Source organism: Rhodococcus sp. ACT016, from assembly GCF_050477185.1.
Lineage (GTDB): Bacteria > Actinomycetota > Actinomycetes > Mycobacteriales > Mycobacteriaceae > Prescottella.
Genome location: NZ_JBEAET010000001.1, coordinates 4,132,856 through 4,159,058 on the forward strand (window position 1 = coordinate 4,132,856; position 26,203 = coordinate 4,159,058).

Sequence of the window (26,203 nt, forward strand, 5' to 3'; positions counted from 1 at the left end):
GCCGCCGTTTCACCCGAGCGCGGTGTACGCCGCCTCGATCAGGCGGTAGGCGCGGCGGTCGCCGGCGAAGTAGTCACGCTTGAGATTCGGAACGAATGCGAACGCGAGTCCGTGCACGGGATCGCCCAACCCGACGGCCCCGCCCGCACCCGGATGCCCGAACGCAGTCGCGCGTGCTGCCTCCGGGAGCTCGAAACTCTGTGCGGGGAGCATGAATCCGAGGCCGTACGCGCTGTCGGTGAGCAGTACGCGGTCGTGTCCCCGACCGCGTTCACGGAGCGCGTTCCGCAGGGTCGCGGAGTCGAGCGTCACCCCGTGCACCAGGTCGCGGTAGAACCGGGCCAGTCCACGGGCCGTCGTGACCATGCCCGCTGCCGGCCAACCGCCGGAGAGCAACACCGGATCGTTGTACGACGCAGCCGGATTGGCCGTCGCCCGGAACAGCAGCGAGCCCGGCTCGGCGTACGCGGCGCCGATGCGGGACTGCGTCGCGATATCGGTCAGCGGCGACGTCGGCTCCCCGCGCCGCGGGACGCTGATCCGCGCCGCCCGCGCGATCGTTCCGGGCGGGGCGCCGATCCACAGGTCCGAGCCGAACTCCTGCCGCGCGAACTGGCCCACCGTCATCCCGGTGTGACGACGGACCACCTCGCCGACGAGCCACCCGAACGTGAGTGCGTGATAGCCGTGCGCCGTCCCCGGCTCCCATTCCGGGGCCTGACCTGCCAGACGCTCGGCCATCGCCGCCGGATCGGCCGCCTGCGCCACCGACACCGGACCGTCGAACGCCGGTAGCCCGGCCTGATGGGTCAGCAGGTGTTCGACGGTGATGTCGGCCTTGCCGTTCTGCGCGAACTCCGGCCACCACTGGGCGACGGGCTCGTCGAGCGTGACGTAGCCGCGTTCGGCCAGCAGCAGCGCCGACGCCGTCGTCACGGCCTTGGTGCACGAGAACACCACACACGGGGTGTCCCACGCCCATTCCCGGCCGGTCTTCCTGTCGGCGACGCCACCCCACAGGTCCACGACCGGCCGGCCGTCGGCGAAAACGGCCACCGCCGCACCCAGGTTCCGCCCGTCGGCGAAACTCTCCTCGAACACCTGACGGACACCGTCGAACGCCGAATCACATTGACCCTGTACAGATGTCATGAACACCTCGAATCGGGCGTGCCGCCGGAGTGGTCCCGACTGCAAGGCTAGGCCGCGTGGTCCGGGCGTGCGGGCAATCGGCCTCGGCTCCCATTCCTGACGGGTACGCGCGGATTTCCGACCGAACAGGGCAGAAGTGGGCGATCAGTACGAGCGCAGCGGCGTCGGCACCCCCGCGACCACCAGCACGACGGACTCGGACTCGGCCGCGACGGCCGCGTTCACCCGACCAAGCAGGTCACGAAAGCGTCGACCGGCCGGCGTCGGCGGCACCACCCCGCTGCCCACCTCGTTGCTCACCGCCACGATCGGCACCCGCGTCGCCCGCCACGCCGCGAGCAGGTCCGCGATGTCGGTGTCGACCGCCGACCAGTCGCCGCCGGTCCACACGCCGTGGTGGTCGAGGCGGCCGGTGAGCCACGTACCGAGGCAGTCCAGCAGCACCGGTTCGCGCGCGGCCGCCAGTGCCGCCGCGACGTCGGCGGTCTCGACAGTCGTCCACCCCGACGGACGTCGGTCGCGGTGCAGCGCAACACGTTCCGCCCACTCCCGATCGCCCTCCTGCACCCCGCCGGTCGCCAGGTAGGTGACGCGCGGTTCGGCGGCCAGCAGCGACTCGGCGTGCGTCGACTTCCCGGCGCGGGCGCCGCCGAGGACGAGGGTGCGCGACGACGTCCGCACCCGCGGCGCCGCTTCCCCGATCCGCACGACCGCACCGTCGTCGACGATCCGCGCTCCCCACGGCCGCAGGCGTGCCGCGAGTTCCGGCGTCGGAGGGTTGTAATGGCTCAAATGCACCGCGACGACGTCGGTGCCGCCGGTGATCGCGCCGACGTCACGGAGAGCGGCGAGAGTGCGCGGAAAGGTCGTCAGATCGTGGTGGCCGGCACCGAGATCGGTTCGGGTGCCAAACGTCTCCTCGAGGAACAACGCGTCGTATCGGGCGTCGCGGACGGCATCCAGAGTCGACGACGGCAGCGGCCCGGTGTCGGTGGCCCACAGCAGGCGGTCGCCGCCGGGCCCGGTGATGTCGTAGAGCACGCTGTCGCCGTCACGGATCGCGGTGTGCGCCGCCTCGAGCACGCGGACCGTGTACCCGCCCAACGTGATTCGGTCACCGGCGGCAACCGGGACGAACCGCACCGGATCGTCCGGGCCTACCCAGTCACGGCACAGGTCGAGCGCCTCGGGCGGTCCGACGACGTCGAGCAACTGATCGCGCTGCACCCAGGACCGGAACAGCAACGCGGCCGGGCCGACGTGGTCGGGGTGCGCGTGCGTGAGCAGGATGTACCGGACGCCGTCGAGGGGACGCCCGGCGCGGACCGCCGCCCGTGGGATCTCCGGGCCGCAGTCGACGAGGATCGAGTCGTCCACCAGCGCGGCCGTCTGGCCGCGGATCTCACCGCGCGCCGCGGCGGTGCGGCACGACGCGCACACGCAGAAGGGGTTGGGCCATCCGTCGGCGCTGCCGGTGCCCAGCAGTACGACCTCGATGACCCCACCCCTCCCGTACGCGTCAGCGCAGCGCCTGCGCCAGATCCTCGAGCAGGTCCTCCGGATCCTCCAGGCCCACCGACAGGCGCACGACGCCGTCGGACAGGCCGATCGCGGCGCGCCCTTCCGGCCCCATCGCACGGTGCGTCGTGGTGGCCGGGTGGGTGATGAGCGACTTGGAGTCACCCAGATTGTTGGAGATGTCGACGACCTGCAGCTTGTTGAGCAGCTCGAAGGCACGCTTCTTGCCCTCACCCGCGGCCGAGTCCAGCTCGAACGTGACAACCGTGCCGCCGCCGCTCATCTGCGACTTCGCCAGCTCGAACTGCGGGTGCGATTCGAGGTACGGGTACTTGACCCAGCGCACCGACGACTCGGCCTCGAGGAACTGCGAGATCCGCAGCGCGCTGTCCACCGAGTGGCGCACGCGCAGCGGCATCGTCTCGAGCCCCTTGAGCAGGGTGTGGGCGTTGAACGGGCTCAGCGCCGGACCGGTGTGGCGAATCAGCTGTTGCACCGGACCGTCGATGTAGTCCTTCGGCCCCAGGATCGCACCGCCGAGGACGCGGCCCTGGCCGTCGATGTGCTTGGTGCCCGAGTAGACGATCACGTCGGCGCCCAGGTCGAGGCTGCGCTGCAGCAGCGGGGTGGCGAAGACGTTGTCGAGCACCACCTTCGCGCCGGCGGCGTGCGCCATCTCCGACACCTTGCGGACGTCGACGAGGGTCTGCATCGGGTTCGACGGCGTCTCGAAGAATACGGCCGTGGTCGGCACCGACAGCGCCTGCTCCCACTGGTCGAGGTCTTCACCGTCGACGAACACGGTCTCCACGCCCCAGCGGGGCAGGATCTCGTTGCACACCACGAAGCACGAACCGAACAGGCTGCGGGCGGCCACCAGGCGGTCGCCCTTGCCGAGCAGCGCAGCGAGCGCGGTGAACACAGCGGACATGCCGGACGCCGTCGCGTAGCAGCCCTCGGCGCCGTCGAGCAGCCGCAGCCGCTCCTCGAACATCTTCACGGTCGGGTTGCCGTACCGGGAGTAGACGAAGTGGTCGACCTCGCCGGTGAACGCCTGCTCGGCGGCCTCGGCGGACTCGTACACGAAGCCCGAGTTGAGGTAGATCGCCTCGGACGTCTCCTCGAAACCGGAGCGCAGCGTGCCGCCGCGGACGCCCAGCGTGGCCGGACGCACGGAGTCGGGAAGCGACTTACGGAAGGCCCCGCCCTGCGGGATAGCACTCACGACTGAGTCCAGGGCAGTCCGACGGCGCGCCAGCCGCTGGTGCCGCGACGCCCGTCCGCGCCGAGCCCGCCCTCGAACCCGTCGAGCACGTTGTACGACGGGCCGATACCGGCGGCGGTGGCAGCTTCAGCAGCACCGATCGAGCGCTGGCCGGAGCGACACAGGAAGATCACCGGACGAGCCGCGGCTTCGTCGACGCCGCCGGCGATACCCGCCTCGACGAGCTGGTCGACGAAGGACTCGTTGCGCGCACCCGTGGGGTAGCTCACCCATTCGATGAGCACGGTCCGGCGGTCGATCGACGACGTGTCGGGCACACCGACGTATCGCCATTCCGCGTCGGTCCGCACATCCACGAGCACGGCGTCCGGATGCTCGCGCAGCAGCTCCCAGGCTTGCTGCGGCGTAATGTCTCCTGCGTAGCTCACCGCTCCAGCTTTCCACAGCGGCCGGACGGGCGTAGCACGTGGATGGGCCGAAACGCGAGAACCACGCAACCCGGGCGCGTCAGTTACATACCAGCCAGCGACCGTCGCCCTGGACGAACTGCCACGTCGACGAGGTCGCACCCTTGCCGTCGTTCGCGCTGATGCGCACCTCGGCAGTGGCGTCGTTGCCGTTGACCTGAGCGTTCGAGACGGCCTCGACCGTCACCTCGCCCTCGCGGCCTACGAGCGGCGACCGGTCGTCGGCGAACCCGTCGCACACCATCCGGTCGGTGGCCTCGGCGTCGTCGTTGTTGTCGGCGCGGACGAAGTCGGTGGCCGACGCGTTCAGCCGGTCGGCCTCGCTCCGGTTCTCGTCGGCCGGCGACACCAGCGAAGAGATGATAATTCCGATCATCACGATCGCGACTATTGACACGGCGAGAAGAAAGGGTTTCGCCGTCGTCCGCGAGGGATCTTCGGCCGGTTCGGGCTGGTCGGTCATACCTGCGATTTTCCCCCGTACGGGCGGGTCGCTCCCAGCCGGGTCCCGAACAGCCGAGGACACAAACAGTATTTGTGACCCCCCAAACCGGAGCGCAGTACCCGGAGACACTTCACACCGCGACCATGGGGTATCACCGCAGCCCTGGTTCTAGCATGAAGTCGGGGGACGGTTGCTTCCAGCGGAATCCGCCACCCACGACAGCCGGGCGACCACCGGGTGTTAGGTAGGGCTCAGTTCGACCCGTTGCCGCACGTACGCTGTCACACAAGCAAGCCCATGCACGTCCGTCCAATCGAAAAGGTAGTTCGCCTCAGATGACTGACCAGACTCGTCCACTGCGCGTGGCCATCGTCGGCGCCGGCCCGGCCGGTATCTACGCCGCCGATGCGCTCATGAAGTCCGACACCGAGGTGAGCATCGACCTGTTCGAGCGGATGCCGGCGCCGTTCGGCCTGATCCGGTACGGCGTCGCGCCGGACCACCCGCGGATCAAGGGCATCATCACGGCGCTGCACAAGGTCCTCGACAAGGATCCGGTCCGCCTGCTCGGCAACATCGACTACGGCACCGACATCACCCTCGAGGACCTGCGTCGCTTCTACGACGCGGTGATCTTCTCGACCGGCGCCAACGCCGACCGCGCGCTGAGCATCCCGGGTATCGACCTCGACGGCAGCTACGGCGCCGCGGACTTCGTCTCCTGGTACGACGGCCACCCGGATGTGCCGCGCACGTGGCCGCTCGAGGCCGAGAAGGTCGCCGTGCTGGGCGTCGGCAACGTCGCGCTCGACATCGCCCGCGTGCTCGCCAAGACCGGCGACGAACTGCTGCCCACCGAGATCCCCGCGAACGTCTACGAGGGTCTGAAGAACAACAAGGCCGTCGAGGTGCACGTGTTCGGCCGCCGCGGTCCCGCGCAGGCCAAGTTCACGCCGCTCGAGCTGCGCGAGCTGGACCACTCCCCCACCATCGAGGTCATCGTCGACCCCGAGGACATCGACTACGACGAGGGCTCCGAGGTCGCACGCCGCAGCTCCAAGCAGGTCGACATGGTCGCCAACACCCTGCAGGACTGGGCCATCCGCGACCAGGGCGACCGCCCGCACAAGCTGTTCCTGCACTTCTTCGAGTCCCCGCACGAGGTCCTCGGCGAGGACGGCAAGGTCGTGGGTCTGCGCACCGAGCGCACCGAGCTCGACGGCACCGGCAACGTCCGCGGCACCGGCAAGTTCAACGACTGGGACGTCCAGGCCGTCTACCGCGCCGTGGGCTACCTGTCGCAGAACATCCCGTCGATCCCGTTCGACGACCAGGCCGGCACCGTTCCGAACGAGGCCGGACGCGTCGTCGGCGACGACGGCAAGCACATCGACGCCACGTACGTCACCGGCTGGATCAAGCGCGGCCCGGTCGGCCTGATCGGCCACACCAAGGGCGACGCCAACGAGACCATCGCGTGCCTGCTCGAGGACGCCCCGAACTTCGCGGGCGCGGCCGAGCCGGGCGAGGACGCGGTCATCGAGTTCCTCGAGGGCAAGGGCGTCCCGTACACCACGTGGCAGGGCTGGTACCGCCTCGACGCGCACGAGCGCTCCCTCGGCGAGCCCGAGGGCCGCGAGCGCATCAAGGTCGTCGAGCGCGAGGACATGCTGCGCGCCAGCGAGCCGCACAAGGCCTGATCTGCCGGGCTTCCAGCTGAAGGGTCCCTTCATGCGCCGTCAGCGCGTGAAGGGACCCTTCAGCTTTCAACGGGGGCATGATGAGACACGTGTTTGACGCGCACGTGCACATCATCGACCCGCGGTTCCCTCTCGTGGAGAACAACGGCTACCTGCCCGATCCGTTCACGATCGCCGACTACCGCGCCCGCATGGCCGGGTTCGGGGTCGACGGCGGGGCCGTGGTGACCGCGTCGTACCAGGGCACGCTGGGTCGGCCGCAACTGCTGGCCGCGCTCCGCGAACTCGGCGAGGGCTGGGTGGGCGTCACGCATCTCGATCCCGACGCCACCGACGAGGACATCCTCGCGCTCGATCGGGCCGGGGTGCGTGGGGTGCGGTTCAACCTGCGGCGGAGCGCCACGGACGTGCGGATCCTGACGACCCAGGCGCTGCGCGCCCACGAACTGGTGGGCTGGCACGCCGAGTTCTACGTGGACGCGACGCTGCTGCTGTCGCTGGAACCGGTGTTCGCGAAGCTGCCGGCCGTCAGCATCGACCACCTCGGGATGTCGACGCGCGGGCTGCGTTACCTGCTGAACCTCGTCGACCGCGGCGCCAAGGTGAAGGCCACCGGTTTCGGGCGCACCTCCATCGACGACGTCGGCGACGCCATCCGACAGATCCACGCCGTGAACCCGAAGGCCCTCATGTTCGGCACCGACCTGCCCGGCACCCGCGCGCGCCGCGCCTTCGAGCCCGCCGACGTCGACATCATCGCCGACGCGGTCGGTGACGACCTCGAGGCGGTCCTGGGCGGCAACGCGCGCGAGTGGTACCGCTGCCCGGCGTGAGCGTCAGGGCGTGACGACCCGCACCCGCGAGGCGGCCTCGCGAGCCCGCTCGCGGGCGGTCTCGACGTCGGGCCCGGTGGACACCGCGACGCCCATGCGGCGACGGGTGAACGCCTGGGGCTTGCCGAACAGACGCAGGTCGGTCTCCGGCACCGACAGCGCCTCGGCGACGCCCTCGAACGCGATGCCGACGGCCTCGACGCCGCCGTAGATCACCGCGGACGCGCCGGGTGCGGCCAGCGTGGTGTCGACGGGCAGGCCGAGGATCGCGCGGGCGTGCAGTTCGAATTCCGAGACCCGCTGCGAGCGCAGCGTCACCAGTCCGGTGTCGTGCGGGCGCGGGCTGACCTCGGAGAAGTAGACGTCGTCGCCCTTGACGAACAGTTCGACGCCGAAGGTGCCGCGACCGCCGAGTGCGGTGGTGACCTTCTCCGCGACCTCGCGCGCCACAGCGAGCGCGGCGGCGCTCATCGCCTGCGGCTGCCACGACTCGATGTAGTCGCCCGCGTCCTGCAGGTGACCGATCGGCTCGCAGAAGTGGGTGCCGTCGACGGCCCGGACGGTGAGCTGGGTGATCTCGTAATCGAAGTCGACGAAGCCCTCGACGATCACCCGACCCTTGTTCACCCGGCCACCGGAAAGCGCGTAATCCCAAGACTTTTCGAGGTCGTCGACGCCGCGCGCCACGGACTGCCCCTTGCCGGACGAGGACATCACCGGCTTGATGACGCAGGGGAACCCGATCCGCTCGGCGGCGGCCCGGACCTCGTCGAGGGAGTCGGCGAACGCGTACGGCGACGTCGGCAGGCCCAGTTCCTCCGCGGCGAGGCGTCGGATGCCCTCGCGGTTCATCGTCAACTGTGTGGCGCGCGCGGTCGGGATGACCACGGCCAGGCCACGCTCCTCGACCTCGGCGAGCGCCTCGGTGGCGATGGCCTCGATCTCGGGCACCACGAAGTGCGGCCGCTCGTCCTCGATCAGCCGCAGCAACTGCTCGCGGTCGCCCATGTCGATGGTGTGCGCGCGGTGCGCCACCTGGTGGCCGGGGGCGTCGGCGTAGCGGTCGACGGCGATCACCTCGACGCCGAGGCGCTGCAGCGCGATGATCACCTCCTTGCCCAGTTCGCCGGAACCGAGCAGCATCACGCGGGTGGCGCTCGGGCTCAGCGGGGTGCCGATCCGGGTGGGGACGTCTGCAGGAGTCTCGTGGCGCATGGGTCGGACTATATGCGGTCGCCGATATGCATACTTGCGCGATGACCTTGGGGATCGACACTCGCCTGACCCTGCTCGCCGCCGGGCTGATCTTCCTGCTCGCCCTGATCCTGGGGGTCTGGAAGTACCAGAGCATGCGCACCTCGCCCGATCACCTCGCGCACCCGTACGTGGACATCGCGCATCGGTCGGCGCTGATGTACTCGTTTGCGACGCTTCTCGTTTCGGTGTTCGTCGAACTGAGCGACTGGCCGACCGCGGTGAACGCGACGTGCGCGGGGATCCTGGTGTTCTTCTTCGTCGCGGCCATCGGTAGCTACATCGTCCACGGCGCCCGCCGCGACACCACCAACCAGTTCGAGCGCCCGGACGCAGCCCTGCGTGTGTCGATGATCGCACTCGTGATCGGCGAGATCGGCGGGTTCGCCGTGCTGCTCGCCGGTTTCGTGGCCGGGCAGATCCTCTAGCGGTGGGTTTCCACGCGCGCCAGGAAGTCGAGCACGCACGCATTGAAGTCGGCGGGCCGCTCCTCCGCGCACGCGTGCCCGGCGCCGGGCAGAACTACGAGTTCCGCTCCGGGGATCGACCGGGCGATCAGTTCGGTGTGTGGGCGCGGGATCGGGTCGCGCTCGCCCACGATCACGAGCGTCGGGACGGTGATCGCGGACAGGCTGTCGGACGGAATGTGCGGGTGCACCACCATGAGGCCCAGCAGTTCCCGCTTGCGCGCGATCGTCGCTGACAGCGGTGCGGCGAGCCCCGCGAGCAGCCAGCCGAGCGTCGCGGGGACGCGGAACTTCCAGCCCAGGCCGTGCGGATCGAGGTTGGCGCCGTTGACGACCAGCGAGCGCACCCGGTCGGGGTGGCGAAGCGCCGACGTCAGCGCGATGTTTCCGCCGTCGCTGTAGCCGAGGACGTGCGCGTGCTCGATGCCGAGCGCGTCGAGCACCGCGCACACGTCGTCGGCGAAGCGGTCGAAGTCGAGCGGACCGTCGCCGCGCGTCGACTCGCCGTGCGCGCGGGTGTCGACCGCGATCACCTGGTAGCGATCCGCGAAGGCCGGAACCTGCGCGGCGAAGTAGCCGAGGTTCTCGCCGTTTCCGTGCAGCAGGACCAGCGGCTCGCCCTCGCCGGACGTCTCGTAGTGCAGGCGCGCCCCGCCTGCGTCGACGAATCCCATCGGCTCAGCTCGGCGGCTGGTGCAGCGACAGCACGTTGCCGTGCGGGTCGTGGAACCACGCGACGCGGGTACCGTCGGGCGCCGTCCACGCGCCGTGCTCGTCCTGATCCATCCCCTGGTAGCGCAGGAATTCGACTCCCTTCTCGCGCAGGTCGTCGACCATCGCCGACAGGTCCTTCGTGCGCCAGCCCAACACCGTGTAGCCGGTGTCGACCTTCGACTGGACGAGCGTGATCCGCAGTTCGGTACCACCCCCGCCGTCGACGACGAGCGCGAACGGCGTCCGCTCGGTGACCGCCAGGCCGAGGGTGTCGACGTAGAACATCGACGACACGTCCAGATCGGTGCTGGCCAGGAACGCGACGAGTTCTCCGGGGAAGGCCATGCAATCCACTGTGCCCCCCGATCGCGGTCCGAGACAAGTGGTCGGTACGCCGTGACCCCGACCACACCCCGACGTTCGCAGGCGTTACCGTCACAGGAACGGAGCTCGATCATCCAGGAGGAATACGTGACTGCTGCAGGTGCCGAACGGAAGGGCCCGCTGGCGGGGATCCGTGTCGTCGAATTCGCCGGTATCGGGCCGGGCCCGCACGCCGCGACGCTGCTCGCCGACCTGGGCGCGGACGTCGTCCGGGTCCAGCGCGCAGGGCAGATCCCGCCCGAGGGCACGGTGGGCGACCAGACCGCGCGCAACCGCCGGATCGTCGAGGCCGACCTCAAGAACCCCGAGGACGTCGAGAAGATCCTCGGCCTGCTCGGCCGCGCCGACATCCTGATCGAGGGCTTCCGCCCCGGCGTCATGGAGCGCATGGGCCTGGGCCCGGACGTGGCGCTCGAGCGCTGCCCGCGACTGGTGTACGGCCGCATGACCGGGTGGGGTCAGGACGGGCCGCTCGCGCACTCCGCCGGCCACGACATCAACTACATCTCCCTGACCGGCGTGCTGCACGCGGTCGGACGCAAGGGTGAACGCCCGGTGCCCCCGCTGAACATGGTGGGCGACTTCGGCGGCGGGTCGATGTTCCTGCTCTTCGGCATTCTCGCGGCGCTCGTCGAGCGGCAGTCGTCGGGCAAGGGCCAGGTGGTCGATGCCGCGATGGTCGACGGCACGCTCGCGCTGTCGCACATCATCTGGAACTTCCGTCGCAGCGGCATGTGGTCCGACGAGCGCGGTGTCAACATGCTCGACGGCGGCGCCCCCTACTACGACACCTACGAGACCGCCGACGGCAAGTACATGGCGGTCGGCGCGATCGAGCCCCAGTTCTACGCCGAGCTGCTGAAGGGACTCGAGCTCGACCCCGCCGCGCTTCCGGGCCAGCACGACGCGGCCCGCTGGTCCGAGCTGCGCCAGACCCTCACCGACCGCTTCCTCACCCGGACCCGGGACGAGTGGACCAAGGTCTTCGACGGCACCGATGCGTGCACCACGCCGGTGCTGACCTTCGCCGAGGCGCCGACCGACCCGCACATCGCGGCCCGCGGCGGCATCATCGAGCTCGAGGGGGTGCCGCAGCACGCCCCGGCGCCGCGCTTCTCCCGCACGCCCACCGCCACCCCGGAGGCACCCGCGCACACCGCGACGGACGTCGACACGCTCTGGCGCTGAGCGTCTTCCACGACGGGCCGGACACCGCTCGGTGTCCGGCCCGTCGTCGTGTCAGACGACCAGCGCCGGTTCGGCCGGTTCGACGGTGACGCCGAGCGCGTCGTAGGCGGCCGCGATGCCGGCCACCGCCCGCCGCAGTTCGTCGGCGGGCCGCGCGTACGGCAGCCGGACGTACCGCTCGAACGCCCCCTCGACGCCGAACCGGGGTCCGGCCGCGAGCACCACGCCGTGGCTGGGGGCGGTCGCTGCCAGCGCCGTCGACACCGGCGCCGGCATCTTCAGCCACAGCGACATGCCGCCGGTCCCGACGGTCGGCACCCAGTCCGGCAACCGCGCGGACAACTCGTCGAGCAGCACCGCCCGCTGGGTGCGCAACAGTTCTCGGCGATCCTCGACCGGTCCGTCGCCGACATTCAGCAGGTGCACGGCGGCCAACTGGTCCATCACGGGGGTACCGAGGTCGCTCGCGGAGCGGGAACCGACGAGGCGGACGATCAGCTCCGGGTCGGCCCGGATCCAGCCGATGCGCAGACCGCCCCAATGCGACTTCGACACCGACCCGATCGTGACGACCTCCCCGTCCGCGATGCCCCGCGCGTGGGTCGCGACCGGGGCCGGCGGCGGTGCGTCGAGCCACACGTCGACCATCGTCTCGTCGACCACGAGCGTCATCCGGGTGTCCCGCGCGATACGTGCGAGTTCGGCGCGCCCTGCGTCGTCCAGGCACAGCCCCGTCGGATTGTGGAAGTCGGGAATGAGGTACGCCATGCTGGCCGCGGTCTGCCTTGCCGCACTACGGATTCCACCCAGATCCCACGCGCGCGACGCACCCCCTTCGGGACGCACCGGCACGGGAACCGGCCGACCACCGACACGGCGGATCGCCGCGAGCGCGTTCGGGTACGTCGGGTGGTCGACGAGCACCCGCTCCCCCGGCGCCGCAAGGACTCCGAGGAGCAGCCGGAGCGCGTGCTGGGCACCGGAAGTGACCATGATCTGCGCCGCCGACGTCTCGAGTCCGCGGGCCCGGTACCGCTCGGCGATCGCCTCGCGCAGCACCGCGATCCCGTGCGGCTCCATACCGTGCGTGTCCAGAAACGGCGGAAGTGCCTGCAGCGCAGCACCGTAGGCTTCCTGCACCTCGGCCACCGGGGCGACCATCGCGGCGTAGCTCAGGTCGACGACGTCGCCGGCCGAGGACGCCCGCCGGGGAACCGGACCGGGCGCACGCGACGTCGCCGGCACCGTGACCGTGCTGCGCGACCCCTGCCGACTGGACAGGTAGCCCTCCTCCCGCAGCACCGAGTACGCGGTGGTGACGGTCGTCCGGCTGACACCCAACTCGGCCGCGAGCTCCCGCTCGCCGGGCAGCGCCGCCCCCAGCGGAATGCGTCCGTCGTGGACGAGCAGGCGGATTCCGTCGGCGAGCGCCCGATAAGCGGGGCGACGTCCGGCATCGTCGCGCCATCCCCCGAGGTCGCGTGCGACCGCCCGTGCGCCCACGGCATGCATCATCATGCGGTCCAGTATTCGACTTCTGGCCATTTATCTCAAGGCCACTTCCCCAGAAGACTGGGCGACATGAGCACCGTAGTCACCCTCGTCTGCATGTCCTCCCTGGCCGGATTCGTGTACTGGTACATGCCCCGCGACCGGCCACGGAAGTGGTTCCGACTCGAACAGTTCTGTCCGGCAGCACCTTTGGCGGGAATCTTCGACGCATCCGAGCGTCCGAGCAGTGCCGCCGACAATCCGACCGAAGACCGGCCGAGCGATCAGTCCAGTATCGAAGCACTGGACTGATTGATGGTCGGGTGGTCCCAACGGACAGGAAGCACCGGACCCCGAGCCCCGCGACGCCGGCGCGCAGTCGGGCCATTCACACTCGAATCCGATACGTGTTATCCCGAATCCCCCAGGCCCGACCGGGCCACAGAATCGGCATCGAGATATTAACCGTCCCGATATCCGCGAACCGAATGTGTTTTACCCATTCCCGACCAACACTTTGTTCCCCGTTGACCGTAGACGCGAAGTCGCCCCATCCTATTACCCATCCGAGGTTCAACTTTGGTCGACCACCAAAGCTAGCGCACCCGCAATCCTGGACGTATGTCCAGTACCTGGCAACTTGATCGATTCAGTTCACATTTCGCTGATACCGAAGCGTGATTGGTGTTTTGTGAAACACGTTTCACTCCGAAATTGAGAAGTTCCACGTTCCGAATCCAGCCGTATTCCGAATCGAGGAGTCCTTCCATGACAAACCGATCGAGTGTGAAAAACCGATGGCGCCGGACGGCGCTCACGACCACGGCCGCATCGGCCGGCATTCTGCTGCTCTTCGGCGGAACCGCGACCGCGGCACCGACTCCGGCCACCGCGAACGACACTCCCGTCTTCCACGCTGCCGACGATCCCCTACCGAGCGGATTCGCGACCCGGGTCACCCTGACCATGCCCACGCATATCGTCAAGGCCGGAATCACGATTCCACTCCAGGCCCAAGCCTTCGGTATCGACGCGAACAAGGCCGTCAACGGCGGCACGTTCCAATTCCTGGTCGACGGCGTCGCCGTCGGTGCCGAGCTCACGGCGAACACCGTCGGAGGGGTGACCTTCAACTACGCCTTCCCGACGGAAGGAACCTACACCGTCACGGCAAACTACCTGGGCGGCGGCACCATCACCGGTGTCGCCGACACGGCCGCGCCGAGCACGGCCAACGACACCATGACCGTCACGGTCGACGACGCACCCACGGTCGTCCAGCTTCTGCAGCCCACCACGGTGCCGAAGACCGGTGTCTCGGCGGCGATCTCGGCCAAGGTGACCACGCAGACCGGTGACAACCTCCCGAACCGCACGGGCGCCAAGATGAACTTCTACGACGGTGACACGCTGATCGGCTCCACGGCCGTCTTCAGTGCCGACGGTACCGCCAACGCGAACGTGACATTCCTGTACTCCGGCACCAGGATGGTGACCGCGAAGTTCCTCGGCACCACCGGGTACGCCCCGTCCACGTCCGTCGCCGTGCCGGTCGAGGTCGAGCACAAGGACTTGGTCACCAGTACGACCCCGATGGTCCCGAGCAGCGGCGCGGCCGGTGTACCCGTCACGATCAGCGCGGCGGTCTCCGGCGCAATACCGGTGGCGGGCCAGGTCCAGTTCCTCTCGGACGGCGCACCGATCGAGGATCCGGCTCCGCTCGTCAACGGCGTCGCGTCGATCTCGCACATCTTCCCCGAGGCGGGCTCCCACACCATTACCGCTGTGTTCACCGGCACCGGGTTCGCCACGTCGACGTCCGCTCCTGCGCCCCTGAGTATTTCGGAGGCACAGCCCGGTGACACCACCACCACGGTGTCCGCTCCGACTGCCACCGTCCCCGGCGCTCCGGTGACCCTCACGGCCACCGTCGCCCCGACTCCGTACGGCGGCACCGTCCAGTTCTTCGTGGGCGACACCCCGATCAGTGATCAGCTCCCTGTCGTGAACGGCTTCGTCGCGACCACCTACACCTTCGCGGAAGCGGGGACATTCCAGGTCACCGCTCGCTACAGCGGCCACATCGCCGCCAACCCGTCGACGTCGGCCGCAGCCGCGGTGAACGTCGTCGCTCCCGGCGGCGACAACAGCTCGCTGCAACTGCCGGTGTTCGGTTCACTCGGGCAGCTGCCCTTCGGATCCTGACCGGACCACCCCTCCCCACTTCGATCAGCAAAGGAAGGCAACATGACTGACAGGTCCGTCAGGCGCTACCTGACGCCCGTGTGCGCCACCGCCATCTCCGCCGGCATCGTGCTGTCCGGTTCTCCGGCTTCGGCCGCGACCACCACCACCGGGTTCAACGCATGGTGTCAGGCCGTATCCGTCCTCACGGTCAACCAGGCGGCGCAACACATCTTCACCGTCGACGCGCCCGCGCAGGTCAACCCGGGTGAGACGTTCAGGTACCGCATCCAGCCGGCACCGGCCGCCTACCCGAACAAGCAGTCCATCGCGACCACGACCAACGTCTCCCGCTTGAAGATGGACTACCAACTGCCGGACAACGCCACCTTCGTCGGCGCCGAGGTCGTTCCGGACACCGGTGTGAACCTGACGGGCACGCCCGCCAACGTGCTGCGGGTCAACGAGAACGGCGACCCCGATCCGGACGGCACCATTCTTCGTCTGTCCGGTGACAACGAGGTGATCGGCAACAGCCCCAAGGCCAACAAGGCGAGTGTCGGAGGCATCCTCGTTCCCAAGACGCAGAAGAACCTCGACGGAACACCCACCGCCGACCTGTCGACGTGGTTCCGCCTGCCGGCGATCGACGTCACACTCACCGCGGGGGCGTCCGGCGACATCACGCCGAAGCTGCGCACCGGCGGCACCGCCGCGAACATCGGTGACGAGGGCAACTACAACACGTTCCTCGCTCTCGCATTTGCGCTCAACGCCAACCAATGGGCACCGACACGGTGCATCCCCAAGGACACGCAGGACGACGCGGCACCGGTCAACCGCGGCGGCGGACCGCTCGCCACGATCGCGATCGGCGAACACACCGGCAACGTCACCAACACCGCTCTCACCGCCCCGACGAAGGCGAAAGCCGGTGATACGGTGACACTTTCGGCATCGATCACGCCGGCCACCTCGGGCGGAAACGTCGCATTCGTCGTCGACAGCATCCAGGTCGGCGAGGCGCCCGTCGTCGACGGCACCGCCACGTTCGACTACAAGTTCGCCCAGTGGGGCGACCACAAGGTCACCGCACGGTACATCGGCGACGGCGCGCACCGGCCGTCCCTGTCGGACGAGTCCACCGTCACCGTCGACGGCGGTACTTTCGGGTCGGTGGAACTTCCGCCGCTCGGCTCGCTCCAACTGCCGTCGGGGTCCTGACCCGGACTGACCTCGGGAAGGCGGGTGGGCCTGCATCGGCCCACCCGCCGACTCGTTGCCGGCGGAACATTCGGGTCGATTCACCGCCCATCTTCTGAAACAGGTTATCCCGGCCCTTCCACAGCCCTCGCCATGCGCGCAGCGGATTCCGCGCATCGTCACCACTTCGAGATGTCGGCCCGAGTTAGAAACGCACACAGTAGATTTCGGTCTAAAAAAGTCCGGACGGTCGTCCAACTTTGCTCTTGATCGATTAAGGGTCAATTTCGCTTATGCCTGGTTTCAAAGGAGTGTTAGGTAGAACGCGTTCCACTCCGAATTGGCGAAGATTCACATTCCGAAACCAGGAGTCTCATACATGACAAACCGATGGCGCCGGATAGCGCTCACCACCGCTGCCGCCACCACTGGGACCATGCTCTTCTTCACCGGTACCGCCACCGCAGAACCGGCTCCCAGCGTCCCGAACGGCTCGCCCACCCTTCTCGCCGACGAGCCCGCACCGTCCGGGTTCACCACCCGCATCGACCTGACGATGCCCACGCAGATCAAGACCGGCATCGAGATCACCCTCCAGGCCCAGGTCTTCGGAGTCGACGCGAACAAGGGCGTCAACGGCGGCATGGTTCAGTTCCTCGTCGACGGTGCCGCGGTCGGTGCTCAGATCAAGGCGGGCACTACAGGACTGGCCAGCATCAAGTACACGTTCACGACGGCCGGACCGCACACCGTCGGGGTGAACTATCTGGGCGGCGGCACCATCAGCGGAGTCACCGACCCGGCCGCCGCTAGCCAGACCCAGGGCGCCATCTCGGTCGTCGATCAGGATGTCGCCACGGTCACCGAGGTCCTCCCGGTCAGTGGCGTCGTCGAAACCGGCATCGAGACCACGCTCAAGGCCAAGGTGTCCCTGCAGGCCGGCGGCATCCTGCCGATCCGCACCAACGGCAAGGTGAGCTTCTACGACGGGACCGATCTCCTCGGCACCGCGACGTCGATCCTGACCGACGGCACCGCCAGCATCAAGGCAACCTTCCTGCATGCCGGCACCCGGACCATCACGGCCCAGTTCTCGGGGAACACCGGCTTCGCCCCGTCCACCTCCGCAGTCACGCCGCTCGAGGTCCAGCACAAGGACCTGGCCACCAGCATCACGCTGCTCGCTCCCAACAACGGCAAGGCAGGGCAGCCCGTCACGCTCAGCGCCACCGTCACGGCACAGCTGTCGGCCGTCGGCACGGTCCAGTTCCTCTCGGGCAATGCCCCGCTGGGCGAGCCGGCACCGGTCGTCGACGGCATCGCCTCGATCGCGCACATCTTCCCCGAGGCGGGCGATCACACCATCACTGCGGTGTTCACCGGGACCGGATTCGTCTCCTCGACGTCCGCACCCGCGCCGCTGAGCATTTCGGCCGCACAGCCGGGCGACACCACCACTGCGGTGGCCGCACCCGCAGCCACGATTCCCGGTGTGCCCGTCACGCTCACCGCGACCGTCGCCCCGTCGCCCTACGGCGGCACCGTCCAGTTCTACGTCGGAGACACCCCCGTCGGCGACCCCGTACCCGTGGTCAACGGCTTCGCCTCGATCAGCCACTCCTTCGCGAAGGCCGGGACGTTCCAGGTGACCGCCCGCTACAGCGGCCACATCGCCGCCAATCCGTCCACGTCGGCACCGGTCACGGTGAACGTCGTCGGCGCTGGTGACGACGGCGGCAACGGCTCGCTGCAACTGCCGTCGTTCGGCTCGCTGCAGCTGCCGTCGTTCGGATCGCTCGAACTTCCCTTCGGATCCTGACCGGACCGTCCCCACGAACTTCGAACACCAAGGAAGGCACCATGACTGACAGGTCCGTCAGGCGCTATCTGACGCCCGTGTGCGCCACCGCCATCGCGGCCGGCGTCGTGCTGTCGGGGGCTCCTGCCTCGGCAGCGACCACCACGACGCCATTCACCGCGCAGTGCCGAGCGGCGGCACTCCTCACCGTCGACAAGGCTGCTCAGCACGCGTTCACCGTCGACGCCCCCGCGCGGGTCGAGCCGGGTGAGACGTTCACCTACCGCATCCAGCCGGCCCCGTCGGCGTTCCCGGACAAGGAGAGCATCGCCACCACGACGAACGTCTCCCGAATGAAGATGGACTACCAGCTTCCGGACAATGCCACCTTCGTCGGCGCGCAGGTCGTGTCCGGCACCGGCATCAACCTCACCGGAACGGCCGCTAACGTCCTGCAGATCAACGAGAACGGCGACCCCGATCCGGCGGGTACCATTCTGCGACTGTCGGGCGACAACGAGGTGATCGGCAACAGCCCCAAGGCCGACAAGAAGAGTGCCGCCGGCATCACCGCCGAGAAGACCAAGACGTACCTCGACGGGTCGCCCACCGCCGACGGCTCGACCTGGTTCCAGCTGCCCGCGATCGACGTCACGCTGACCGCCGGTGCGGGCGGAGAGATCACCCCCAGGCTGCGGACCACCGGCGCCGCCTCGAACCTGGGCGACGAGGGCAACTACAACACCTTCCTCGCGCTCGCGGTGGCCCTGGGCGGTAACCAGTGGGCGCCTACCCGGTGCGTGCCGAAGGACACCAAGGAGGATTCGGCGCCGCTCAACCGTGGCGGCGGACCGCTCGCCACGATCGCGGTCGGCGAACAGACCGGCAACGTGACCGCGACCGAGGTCACCGCACCGGAGACCGCGAAGTCCGGTGAACAGGTGAGCCTTTCGGCGACGGTCGCCCCGGCACCGAACGGCGGCAACGTCGCATTCCTGGTCGACAACGTCGTGGTCGGCGAGGCACCCGTCGTCGACGGCACCGCGACCTTCACGTACAAGTTCGACCGCGGCGGCGAGCACAAGGTCGCCGCACGTTACATCGGCAACGGCACGTTCCGACCGTCGCTGTCGGCCGACGCGACGGTGACCGTCGAGGGCGGTGGATCCGGCAGCGCGATCGGCTCGGTGGAGCTGCCGTCGCTCGGGTCGCTGCAGCTGCCCTTCGGGTCCTGACCGACCCTGCCGGCGGTAACGGCGGGTGGGCCGATGGTGGCCCACCCGCCGTCTCGCCGTACCGATATCGTGAGCCTCATGAACGAGGCGGGACCCGAGGTATTACTGGACGGACTGCGCGACGTCCTGGTCGGGCGACTGTCCGACATCGGCCGCCGTTTCTCGGCGCTGCTCGCCGACTCCGTCCCGCACACGGCGCTGGTGATCTTCACGCGCGAATGCACCGGACGTCCCCGCAAGGTCGCGGGCGATCCGGAGATTGTCGACCGGGTGACGATCGCCGAACTCGATTCCCTCCGAGCCGATCTCGACCACGGTCAGATATTCCGGGGACGCGCCACGATCGCGGGGCGTGCGCGCGGCGTGTACGCGATCCTGGACCGCACCGACACGCTGCTCGTGATCGTCCCGGCAGGTGCGCTGTCGCGGGCGCTCCCGCTCGATCCCGTCCGCTCGATGTTCGGGATCGTCGCCACCGGCATCCAGTTGCAGGTCCAGGGGGCGAGCCCGGCCTACCTCGCCGAGTCCCGCGCCGCATCGGCCGAGCGGGCCCGCACCATCGCCGAACTCACCGAAGTCCACGCCACGACGCTCGAGACCCTGCTCGCGACGCTGCGGTCCGCTGACCTCGACGACACCCGCGCCCGATCCGCCGCCCGCGAGACCGCGTCGGCCGCGTTGATCGGACTACGCACCGCCGTCGACACGCACCGCGAGTTCGCCGAGGAATCCGTGGTGACCGCGTTCGCCCGGCTGCGCGGCGAGTTGCGTGGACTGCTGCGGCACCGCGACCTCGAGCTGGATCTCGTCGAACCCACGGTCGCCGGACGGGCGGTGCCCGGCGAGGTGGCCCACGCCGCCCGGGCCGTCGTCCGAGGCGCGGTCCTCTCACTGTCCGGCCAGTCCGACGTCACCCGCATCCGGGTCGCCTGGACCTGCCCCGAGGCGGAACTCGTCGTCGACGTCCGCGACGACGGCCGCGGCCTGGTCGACACCACCGACCTCGACCACCAGCTGCGCCCGCGTGTCGAATCACTTTCGGGCACAGTCGAAATCGAGTCGACAACCGGCTGGGGTTCGCGCGTGGTCGCGACCCTGCCGCTGCATGCCCCGACCGCGCCGACCACCCACCACGCCCTCACCGACCTCGGCCCACGCGAACTCGAGGTGCTGGGCCATCTGGTGGCCGGGCGCCGCAACCGCGCGATCGCCGAACGACTCGGCGTGAGCGAGAGCACCGTGAAGTTCCACGTCGCGGGCGTGCTGCGCAAGCTGGACGTCGCCACCCGCGCCGAAGCGGCGGCGCTCGGCGGCGAGGCCGGCATCCGGCCCACACCCTGACCGACTGTCCGTTCGGCCAGGTCCACCTCTCCGCTCGACCAGTCCCCGCGCCGCCCGCCGGTGACTAGCCTCGTAGTCGGATGCGCACCTCACCATGTGTGCGCCCGTGCGTTCACGTCGACCGAATGGAGTGGAGAAACCATGCCGCAGCAGGTACGGGGCGTCATCGCCCGCTCGAAGGATGCGCCCGTCGAACTCGTGAACATCACGATCCCCGATCCCGGACCGGGCGAGGCCGTCGTCGCGATCGCGGCGTGCGGCGTCTGCCACACCGACCTGACCTACCGTGACGGCGGCATCAACGACGAGTTCCCGTTCCTCCTCGGCCACGAGGCCGCGGGCATCGTGGAGGCCGTCGGCGAGGGCGTCGACACCGTCGAGGTCGGCGACTTCGTGGTCCTCAACTGGCGTGCGGTGTGCGGAAAGTGTCGCGCCTGCAAGCGCGGTCGCCCCCAGTACTGCTTCGACACCCACAACGCGAAGCAGAAGATGACCCTCGAGGACGGCACCGAACTGACCCCGGCCCTCGGCATCGGCGCGTTTGCCGACAAGACCCTGGTCGCGGCCGGCCAGTGCACCAAGGTCGACCCGACCGCCGACCCGGCCGTCGTCGGCCTGCTCGGCTGCGGCGTCATGGCCGGCATGGGCGCCGCCATGAACACCGGTGGCGTCACCCGCGGCGATTCGGTGGCCGTCATCGGCTGCGGCGGCGTCGGCGACGCCGCGATCATGGGTTCGCGCCTCGCTGGAGCCAACAAGATCATCGCGATCGACCGGGACCCGAAGAAGCTCGAGTGGGCCGTCGAACTGGGCGCCACCCACACGATCGACGCGTCGAAGGTCGAGGACGTCGTCGAGGCGATCCAGGAGCTCACCGACGGTTTCGGCACCGACGTCGTCGTCGATGCGGTGGGCCGCCCGGAGACGTGGAAGCAGGCGTTCTACGCCCGCGACCTGGCCGGCACCGTCGTCCTGGTCGGCGTCCCGACCCCGGACATGACGCTCGAGATGCCGCTGGTCGACTTCTTCTCGCGCGGTGGCTCGCTCAAGTCGTCGTGGTACGGCGACTGCCTGCCCGAGCGCGACTTCCCGATGCTCGTCGACCTGTACCAGCAGGGCCGACTACCCCTCGAGAAGTTCGTGACCGAGCGGATCAAGCTCGAGGAAGTGGAGCAGGCATTCGAGACCATGCACCGCGGCGAGGTGCTGCGCTCGGTGGTGGTCCTGTAATGGTGAGCGAACCGACGGGGAATCGACACAGTGGCGCGTTGCGAGTAGACCACGTCGTCACGTCGGGCACGTTCGAACTCGACGGCGGCACGTGGGACGTCGACAACAACATCTGGCTCGTCGGTGACGACGACGAGGTGGTGGTGATCGACGCCGCGCACACCGCGCAGCCGATCATCGACGCCGTCGGCGGCCGCAAGGTGGTCGCGATCGTGTGCACGCACGGCCACAACGACCACGTCACCGTCGCCCCGGAACTGTCCGAGAAGCTCGACGCGCCGATCCTGCTGAACCCGGCCGACGACGTCCTGTGGCAGATGACCCACCCGGGCGTCCGCCATCAGGTGCTCGAGGACGGCCAGCGGATCGCGGTGGCGGGCACCGACATCCAGGCCATCCACACCCCGGGCCACTCGCCGGGTTCGACGTGCCTGTACCTGCCCGAGGCCGGCGAGCTGTTCTCCGGCGATACCCTGTTCTCGGGCGGACCGGGCGCCACCGGGCGCTCGTTCTCGGACTTCCCCACCATCATCGGGTCGATCCGCGACAAGCTGTTCGCGCTGCCGCCGGAGACCCGGGTCCACACCGGCCACGGCGACGACACCGCCCTGGGCACCGAGGCGCCGCACCTCGAGGAGTGGATCGCGCGCGGTCACTGAGCCCGCCCGCTTAGGCCGAATGTCACACGCGTTCAGTTGGACTGAACGCGTGTGACATTCGGCCGTCTATCGCAGCGTCGCGAGAACGCCTCGACCACCGTCCCATTCGCCGAGCAGTACGGGTCCGCCCGGTTCGATCTCGACCGGTCGGTGATGCACGACGACGGTCACCCCGCCCGCCTCGATCACAGTGTCGGTGCCGTCCGGAACTGCGCGAACATCCGTGACGGTGGGCGGCTCGACGCCCGTCACCCCGCTACCGGTCGCGTGTGTGGTGTTGTCGATCGGCCGCGGTTCGGCACCGTCGACGTGCAGGAACTGGTCGGCCTCGCGGCCGCCGCCGTAAATGGTGGAAAGCAACTGCTGCACGTAGACGGGGTCGGTGGTCGCGTCGTACACGTAGCGGCGCCCGAGCACCGAGTGCTCCATCTCCCCCACCGACCGCGCCCCGTCGAGCGGCGCCGAACGGTACGTCAGCGGCACCTGATAGATCACGCCGTCGGCGTCGCGCATCAGGTGTGTTTCGATGCCGACCTCGCCGGCGGGGTCGTCGAAGCGGTACGCCCCGGACCTCTCCAGCGCCACCGGGGCGCCCGGACCGTAGGGGGCTACCGGCAGCCAGGCTGCGATCAACTCGGGCTTGCTGGGCGACAACTGCGCGGCATACAGGAGGGCCATGTGGCCGATCGTAACCGCGCCGAAGATCTCGCGAGCCGCCGCCGCAAGAACGCGGGATGGAGATGGGTTCCGCACATCCACCAGGGCCGACCGGTAGCGTCGGCCCATGGCCGTCGCACGGATGGGTTCGATAACGCTGGACTGCACCGATCCGAGAGTCCTCGCCGAGTTCTGGCAGGGCCTGCTCGGCGGCGAGATCGTGCACGCGAGTGAGAAGTTCGTGAGCGTGCGGACGCCGGTGATGCTGCTGACCGCGATCCGCGTGGCCGACCATCGCGCGCCGACGTGGCCGGAGGGGTCGGTGCCGAAACAGATCCACCTCGACCTCGTCGTAGAGGACCTCGACGTCGGCGTGGCCGATGCGGTGCGGCTCGGCGCGCGGGTCGCCGAGGACCAGTTCGCCCCCGAACTGTGCCGCGTCCTGCTCGACCCGGCCGGGCACCCGTTCTGCCTGTGCCGGCCGCGCGGAGTCCTCGCGCCCTGAACCGTCGCCTCGCGTTCTGTCGTCGACGTACCGCCGAATCGTCTCCACCGCAGCAACTTCCCTGCGATACTGGGCGCGCCTCGCCGCCCGGCGAACAACTGCGCTCGTTGGCGGGCCCGTCCCGCGAAGGGAGACCCTCCATGGCCGATGCACTTCGTCCCGGACGCCGCGCGGTGCTGCGGGCCCTAGCCGCGAGTCCGTTGTTGCTGCTCGTTCCCGCCCCGCTCGCCGCGGCCCAGTCGACGTCGAGTCTCGGTAGTGCCGATCTGGCGGCCGGCAGCTTCGGCCGCGGCGACCTCGACACCGCGTCCGCGCCCGACTGGATGCGCCACCTCGCCGACGCGACGTCGCTGGCCGCACTGTCGCTGCCGGGCACCCACGACACCATGGCGCACAACTCGTCGATCCCGACGCTCACGCAGCAATTCGACCTGGCCACCCAACTTCGGGCCGGCGTGCGGGCGCTCGACATCCGCACCCGCCACTTCCGGGACGTGTTCCCCATCCATCACGGCCTCGAGTACCTGCACGCCAACTTCACCGACGTGGTCCGCACCGTCTCCGACTTCCTGCACGCCAACCCGAGTGAGACGGTGCTGATGCGCCTGAAGAAGGAACACACGGAAGAGGAGAACACCCGGTCGTACGAGGCCACGCTGAACTGGTACATCCACGACAACCCCGACACCCGCGACCTGCTGGCGGAGCACCTGTGGACACCGCCCGCCGGCTACCAGGGACAGATTCCCGGCCTCGGCGAGACGCGCGGCAAGATCGTCGTGCTGCAGGACTTCACCGCCGACGCCGTGTACGGCCCCCGCTGGGCCGGCCCGCGCATGGACGTCCAGGACGACTTCGAGTTGTCCGGCCTCGCAGCGGTCGCGGGCAAGTGGGACAAGGCGCGCACCCAATTCGAGCGGGCAGCCGTGGGCGACCCGCAGACGCTGTTCGTCAACCATCTGAGCGCAACCGGAGAGAGCCCGGCGGTGATGGCGACGGGGACCGTGCCGATCACGGTCGCGAAGGGCGCTCCGGGCACGGTCGGGATGCTCGCCCGCGCAGAGGACTACCTGCACACAGCCGGGACCGGACGCACCGGCGTCGTGATAGCCGACTTCCCGACCTCCGCCCTGGTCGAGGCGATCATCGCCCGTAACTTCGACTGAAACGCCGAATGTCACATGCGTTCAATCGAACGGAACGCATGTGACATTCGGTCACACAGCGGGTGGGTCAGGCCAGGATGTCGCGGCGCACGATGGTCTCGTCGCGGCCCGGGCCGACGCCGATGCACGACATGAACGCGCCGGACAGCTCCTCGAGCCGCAGCACGTAGTTCTGCGCGTTGACCGGCAGCTCCTCGAAGGTGCGGCAGTGCGAGATGTCCTCCGACCAGCCCGGCATCTCCTCGTAGATCGGCTTGGCGTGATGGATGTCGGTCTGCGTCATCGGCATCTCCTCGACGCGCACGCCGTCCACGTCGTAGGCGACGCAGATCGGGATGGTGTCGAGGCTCGACAGCACGTCCAGCTTGGTGAGGAAGTAGTCGGTGATGCCGTTGACGCGGGTCGCGTAGCGGGCGATCACGGCGTCGAACCAGCCGGTGCGGCGGGCACGACCGGTGGTGACGCCCACCTCGCCGCCCTTGACCGCCAGGTACTCGCCGAACTCGTCGAACAGCTCGGTCGGGAACGGGCCCGAGCCGACGCGGGTGGTGTAGGCCTTGAGGATGCCGAGCACCGTCGTGATCTTGGTGGGGCCGATGCCGGAACCGACCGAGGCGCCGCCGGACGTCGGGTTGGACGACGTCACGTACGGGTAGGTGCCGTGGTCGACGTCGAGCAACGTGCCCTGCGACCCCTCGAGCAGCACGGTCTCGCCGCGCTCGAGCGCGAGGTTGAGTTCGAGGCGGGTGTCGGCGATGCGGTGCTTGAAACCGTCCGCCTGCTCGAGCACCTCCTCGACAACCTGCTGCGGGTCGAGGGCCTTGCGGTTGTAGATCTTGACGAGCACCTGGTTCTTGAACTCCAGGGCGGCCTCGACCTTCTGGGTGAGGATCTTCTCGTCCAGGACGTCGGCCACGCGGACGCCGACACGCGCGATCTTGTCCTGGTAGCAGGGGCCGATGCCGCGACCCGTGGTGCCGATCTTCTTGGCGCCCAGGAAGCGTTCGGTGACCTTGTCGATGGCCACGTGGTACGGCATGATCAGGTGCGCGTCGGCCGAGATCAGCAGGCCCGTCGTGTCGACGTCCCGCTCCTCCAGGCCGGCCAGCTCGTCGAGCAGCACGCCCGGGTCCACCACGACGCCGTTACCGATGACGTTCTTCACCCCGGGGGTGAGGATGCCCGACGGGATCAGGTGCAGCGCGAACTTGTCGCCGTTCGGCAGGACCACCGTGTGCCCGGCGTTGTTGCCGCCCTGGTACCGAACGACCCACTGCAAGCTTCCGCCCAGTAGATCGGTAGCTTTGCCCTTACCCTCGTCGCCCCACTGGGCACCGATGAGGACGATTGCCGGCATTTCCCTGTCTCCTACGGTCGACGTGCAGTC

General features: G+C 69.0%; 25 protein-coding genes. 14 read left to right on the plus strand and 11 right to left on the minus strand.

The genetic code is table 11. The features are described 5' to 3' along the window. Window positions 1–9: 9 nt before the first annotated feature. The 5 genes from ACQ5DX_RS19090 to ACQ5DX_RS19110 form a co-directional block, all read right to left on the minus strand. On the minus strand, window positions 10–1,152 hold the full coding sequence (locus ACQ5DX_RS19090; protein WP_430334055.1) for a serine hydrolase domain-containing protein: 1,143 nt from the start codon (window positions 1,150–1,152) through the stop codon (window positions 10–12). A 144-nt stretch (window positions 1,153–1,296) separates the two neighbouring features. Then, a complete protein-coding gene (locus tag ACQ5DX_RS19095; RefSeq protein WP_430335743.1) occupies window positions 1,297–2,649 on the minus strand; it encodes a bifunctional adenosylcobinamide kinase/adenosylcobinamide-phosphate guanylyltransferase in 1,353 nt (450 codons plus the stop codon). Window positions 2,650–2,671: 22 nt separating this feature from the next. Then, on the minus strand, window positions 2,672–3,895 hold the full coding sequence (locus ACQ5DX_RS19100) for an O-succinylhomoserine sulfhydrylase (protein ID WP_430334056.1): 1,224 nt from the start codon (window positions 3,893–3,895) through the stop codon (window positions 2,672–2,674). Beyond that, a complete protein-coding gene (locus ACQ5DX_RS19105) occupies window positions 3,892–4,323 on the minus strand; it encodes a rhodanese-like domain-containing protein (RefSeq protein WP_430334057.1) in 432 nt (143 codons plus the stop codon). The genes ACQ5DX_RS19100 and ACQ5DX_RS19105 overlap by 4 nt, the downstream gene beginning before the upstream one ends. A gap of 79 nt (window positions 4,324–4,402) precedes the next feature. After that, window positions 4,403–4,738 (minus strand): hypothetical protein, encoded by a 336-nt coding sequence (locus ACQ5DX_RS19110; RefSeq protein WP_430335744.1) that lies wholly within the window; start codon window positions 4,736–4,738, stop codon window positions 4,403–4,405. A 404-nt stretch (window positions 4,739–5,142) separates the two neighbouring features. On the opposite strand from ACQ5DX_RS19110, the gene ACQ5DX_RS19115 reads away from it, so the two are divergent. Further along, entirely contained in the window at window positions 5,143–6,507 is a 1,365-nt protein-coding gene (locus ACQ5DX_RS19115; RefSeq protein ID WP_430334058.1) for an FAD-dependent oxidoreductase, read from the plus strand. Window positions 6,508–6,596: 89 nt separating this feature from the next. Then, on the plus strand, window positions 6,597–7,340 hold the full coding sequence (locus tag ACQ5DX_RS19120; protein WP_430334059.1) for an amidohydrolase family protein: 744 nt from the start codon (window positions 6,597–6,599) through the stop codon (window positions 7,338–7,340). Between the two features lie 3 nt (window positions 7,341–7,343). Here ACQ5DX_RS19120 and purT read toward each other — a convergent pair whose 3' ends face one another. Next, window positions 7,344–8,555 (minus strand): formate-dependent phosphoribosylglycinamide formyltransferase, encoded by a 1,212-nt coding sequence (purT, locus tag ACQ5DX_RS19125; RefSeq protein WP_430334060.1) that lies wholly within the window; start codon window positions 8,553–8,555, stop codon window positions 7,344–7,346. Window positions 8,556–8,596: 41 nt separating this feature from the next. On the opposite strand from purT, the gene ACQ5DX_RS19130 reads away from it, so the two are divergent. Continuing rightward, on the plus strand, window positions 8,597–9,022 hold the full coding sequence (locus ACQ5DX_RS19130; RefSeq protein ID WP_430334061.1) for a hypothetical protein: 426 nt from the start codon (window positions 8,597–8,599) through the stop codon (window positions 9,020–9,022). Here ACQ5DX_RS19130 and ACQ5DX_RS19135 read toward each other — a convergent pair. Together ACQ5DX_RS19135 and ACQ5DX_RS19140 are read right to left on the minus strand one after the other, a co-directional pair. Then, window positions 9,019–9,735: an alpha/beta fold hydrolase gene (locus tag ACQ5DX_RS19135; RefSeq protein WP_430334062.1), complete on the minus strand. Its 717-nt coding sequence runs from the start codon at window positions 9,733–9,735 to the stop codon at window positions 9,019–9,021. The genes ACQ5DX_RS19130 and ACQ5DX_RS19135 overlap by 4 nt on opposite strands. Before the next feature lie 4 nt (window positions 9,736–9,739). Continuing rightward, window positions 9,740–10,120, minus strand: coding sequence for a VOC family protein (locus ACQ5DX_RS19140; protein ID WP_430334063.1), 381 nt, complete (start codon window positions 10,118–10,120; stop codon window positions 9,740–9,742). A gap of 126 nt (window positions 10,121–10,246) precedes the next feature. On the opposite strand from ACQ5DX_RS19140, the gene ACQ5DX_RS19145 reads away from it, so the two are divergent. Continuing rightward, window positions 10,247–11,347, plus strand: coding sequence for a CaiB/BaiF CoA transferase family protein (locus ACQ5DX_RS19145; RefSeq protein ID WP_430334064.1), 1,101 nt, complete (start codon window positions 10,247–10,249; stop codon window positions 11,345–11,347). Window positions 11,348–11,398: 51 nt separating this feature from the next. Here ACQ5DX_RS19145 and ACQ5DX_RS19150 read toward each other — a convergent pair whose 3' ends face one another. Continuing rightward, window positions 11,399–12,865: a PLP-dependent aminotransferase family protein gene (locus tag ACQ5DX_RS19150; protein ID WP_430334065.1), complete on the minus strand. Its 1,467-nt coding sequence runs from the start codon at window positions 12,863–12,865 to the stop codon at window positions 11,399–11,401. A gap of 63 nt (window positions 12,866–12,928) precedes the next feature. Here ACQ5DX_RS19150 and ACQ5DX_RS19155 point away from each other — a divergent pair, with 63 nt between their 5' ends. The 8 genes from ACQ5DX_RS19155 (at window position 12,929) to ACQ5DX_RS19190 (ending at window position 22,488) form a co-directional block, all read left to right on the plus strand. Beyond that, complete coding sequence (locus tag ACQ5DX_RS19155; RefSeq protein WP_430334066.1) at window positions 12,929–13,150, plus strand: hypothetical protein; 222 nt, start codon at window positions 12,929–12,931, stop codon at window positions 13,148–13,150. A gap of 456 nt (window positions 13,151–13,606) precedes the next feature. Next, window positions 13,607–15,043, plus strand: a complete 1,437-nt coding sequence (locus ACQ5DX_RS19160; RefSeq protein ID WP_430334067.1) for an Ig-like domain-containing protein — start codon at window positions 13,607–13,609, stop codon at window positions 15,041–15,043. 42 nt (window positions 15,044–15,085) lie between these two features. Beyond that, window positions 15,086–16,246, plus strand: a complete 1,161-nt coding sequence (locus ACQ5DX_RS19165; protein WP_430334068.1) for an Ig-like domain-containing protein — start codon at window positions 15,086–15,088, stop codon at window positions 16,244–16,246. Between the two features lie 358 nt (window positions 16,247–16,604). Then, window positions 16,605–18,044: an Ig-like domain-containing protein gene (locus ACQ5DX_RS19170; RefSeq protein ID WP_430334069.1), complete on the plus strand. Its 1,440-nt coding sequence runs from the start codon at window positions 16,605–16,607 to the stop codon at window positions 18,042–18,044. Between the two features lie 41 nt (window positions 18,045–18,085). After that, entirely contained in the window at window positions 18,086–19,258 is a 1,173-nt protein-coding gene (locus ACQ5DX_RS19175; protein ID WP_430334070.1) for an Ig-like domain-containing protein, read from the plus strand. Window positions 19,259–19,336: 78 nt separating this feature from the next. Next, window positions 19,337–20,599: a LuxR C-terminal-related transcriptional regulator gene (locus ACQ5DX_RS19180; RefSeq protein WP_430334071.1), complete on the plus strand. Its 1,263-nt coding sequence runs from the start codon at window positions 19,337–19,339 to the stop codon at window positions 20,597–20,599. A 141-nt stretch (window positions 20,600–20,740) separates the two neighbouring features. Beyond that, window positions 20,741–21,829 (plus strand): S-(hydroxymethyl)mycothiol dehydrogenase, encoded by a 1,089-nt coding sequence (locus tag ACQ5DX_RS19185; protein WP_430334072.1) that lies wholly within the window; start codon window positions 20,741–20,743, stop codon window positions 21,827–21,829. Then, entirely contained in the window at window positions 21,829–22,488 is a 660-nt protein-coding gene (locus tag ACQ5DX_RS19190) for an MBL fold metallo-hydrolase (RefSeq protein WP_430334073.1), read from the plus strand. Before ACQ5DX_RS19185 ends, ACQ5DX_RS19190 begins: the two co-directional genes overlap by 1 nt. 66 nt (window positions 22,489–22,554) lie before the next feature. Here the strand turns inward: ACQ5DX_RS19190 and ACQ5DX_RS19195 are convergent, their stop codons facing one another. Continuing rightward, complete coding sequence (locus ACQ5DX_RS19195; protein WP_430334074.1) at window positions 22,555–23,166, minus strand: CG0192-related protein; 612 nt, start codon at window positions 23,164–23,166, stop codon at window positions 22,555–22,557. 106 nt (window positions 23,167–23,272) lie between these two features. Between ACQ5DX_RS19195 and ACQ5DX_RS19200 the strand changes: the two genes are divergently transcribed. Both ACQ5DX_RS19200 and ACQ5DX_RS19205 read left to right on the plus strand, forming a co-directional pair. Continuing rightward, window positions 23,273–23,650: a VOC family protein gene (locus tag ACQ5DX_RS19200; RefSeq protein ID WP_430334075.1), complete on the plus strand. Its 378-nt coding sequence runs from the start codon at window positions 23,273–23,275 to the stop codon at window positions 23,648–23,650. Between the two features lie 140 nt (window positions 23,651–23,790). Further along, the gene (locus tag ACQ5DX_RS19205; protein ID WP_430334076.1) at window positions 23,791–24,816 is read left to right on the plus strand and encodes a phosphatidylinositol-specific phospholipase C; all 1,026 of its coding nucleotides are present in this window, start codon (window positions 23,791–23,793) and stop codon (window positions 24,814–24,816) included. Between the two features lie 67 nt (window positions 24,817–24,883). Here ACQ5DX_RS19205 and ACQ5DX_RS19210 read toward each other — a convergent pair whose 3' ends face one another. Next, on the minus strand, window positions 24,884–26,173 hold the full coding sequence (locus tag ACQ5DX_RS19210; RefSeq protein ID WP_430334077.1) for an adenylosuccinate synthase: 1,290 nt from the start codon (window positions 26,171–26,173) through the stop codon (window positions 24,884–24,886). Window positions 26,174–26,203: the final 30 nt, after the last annotated feature.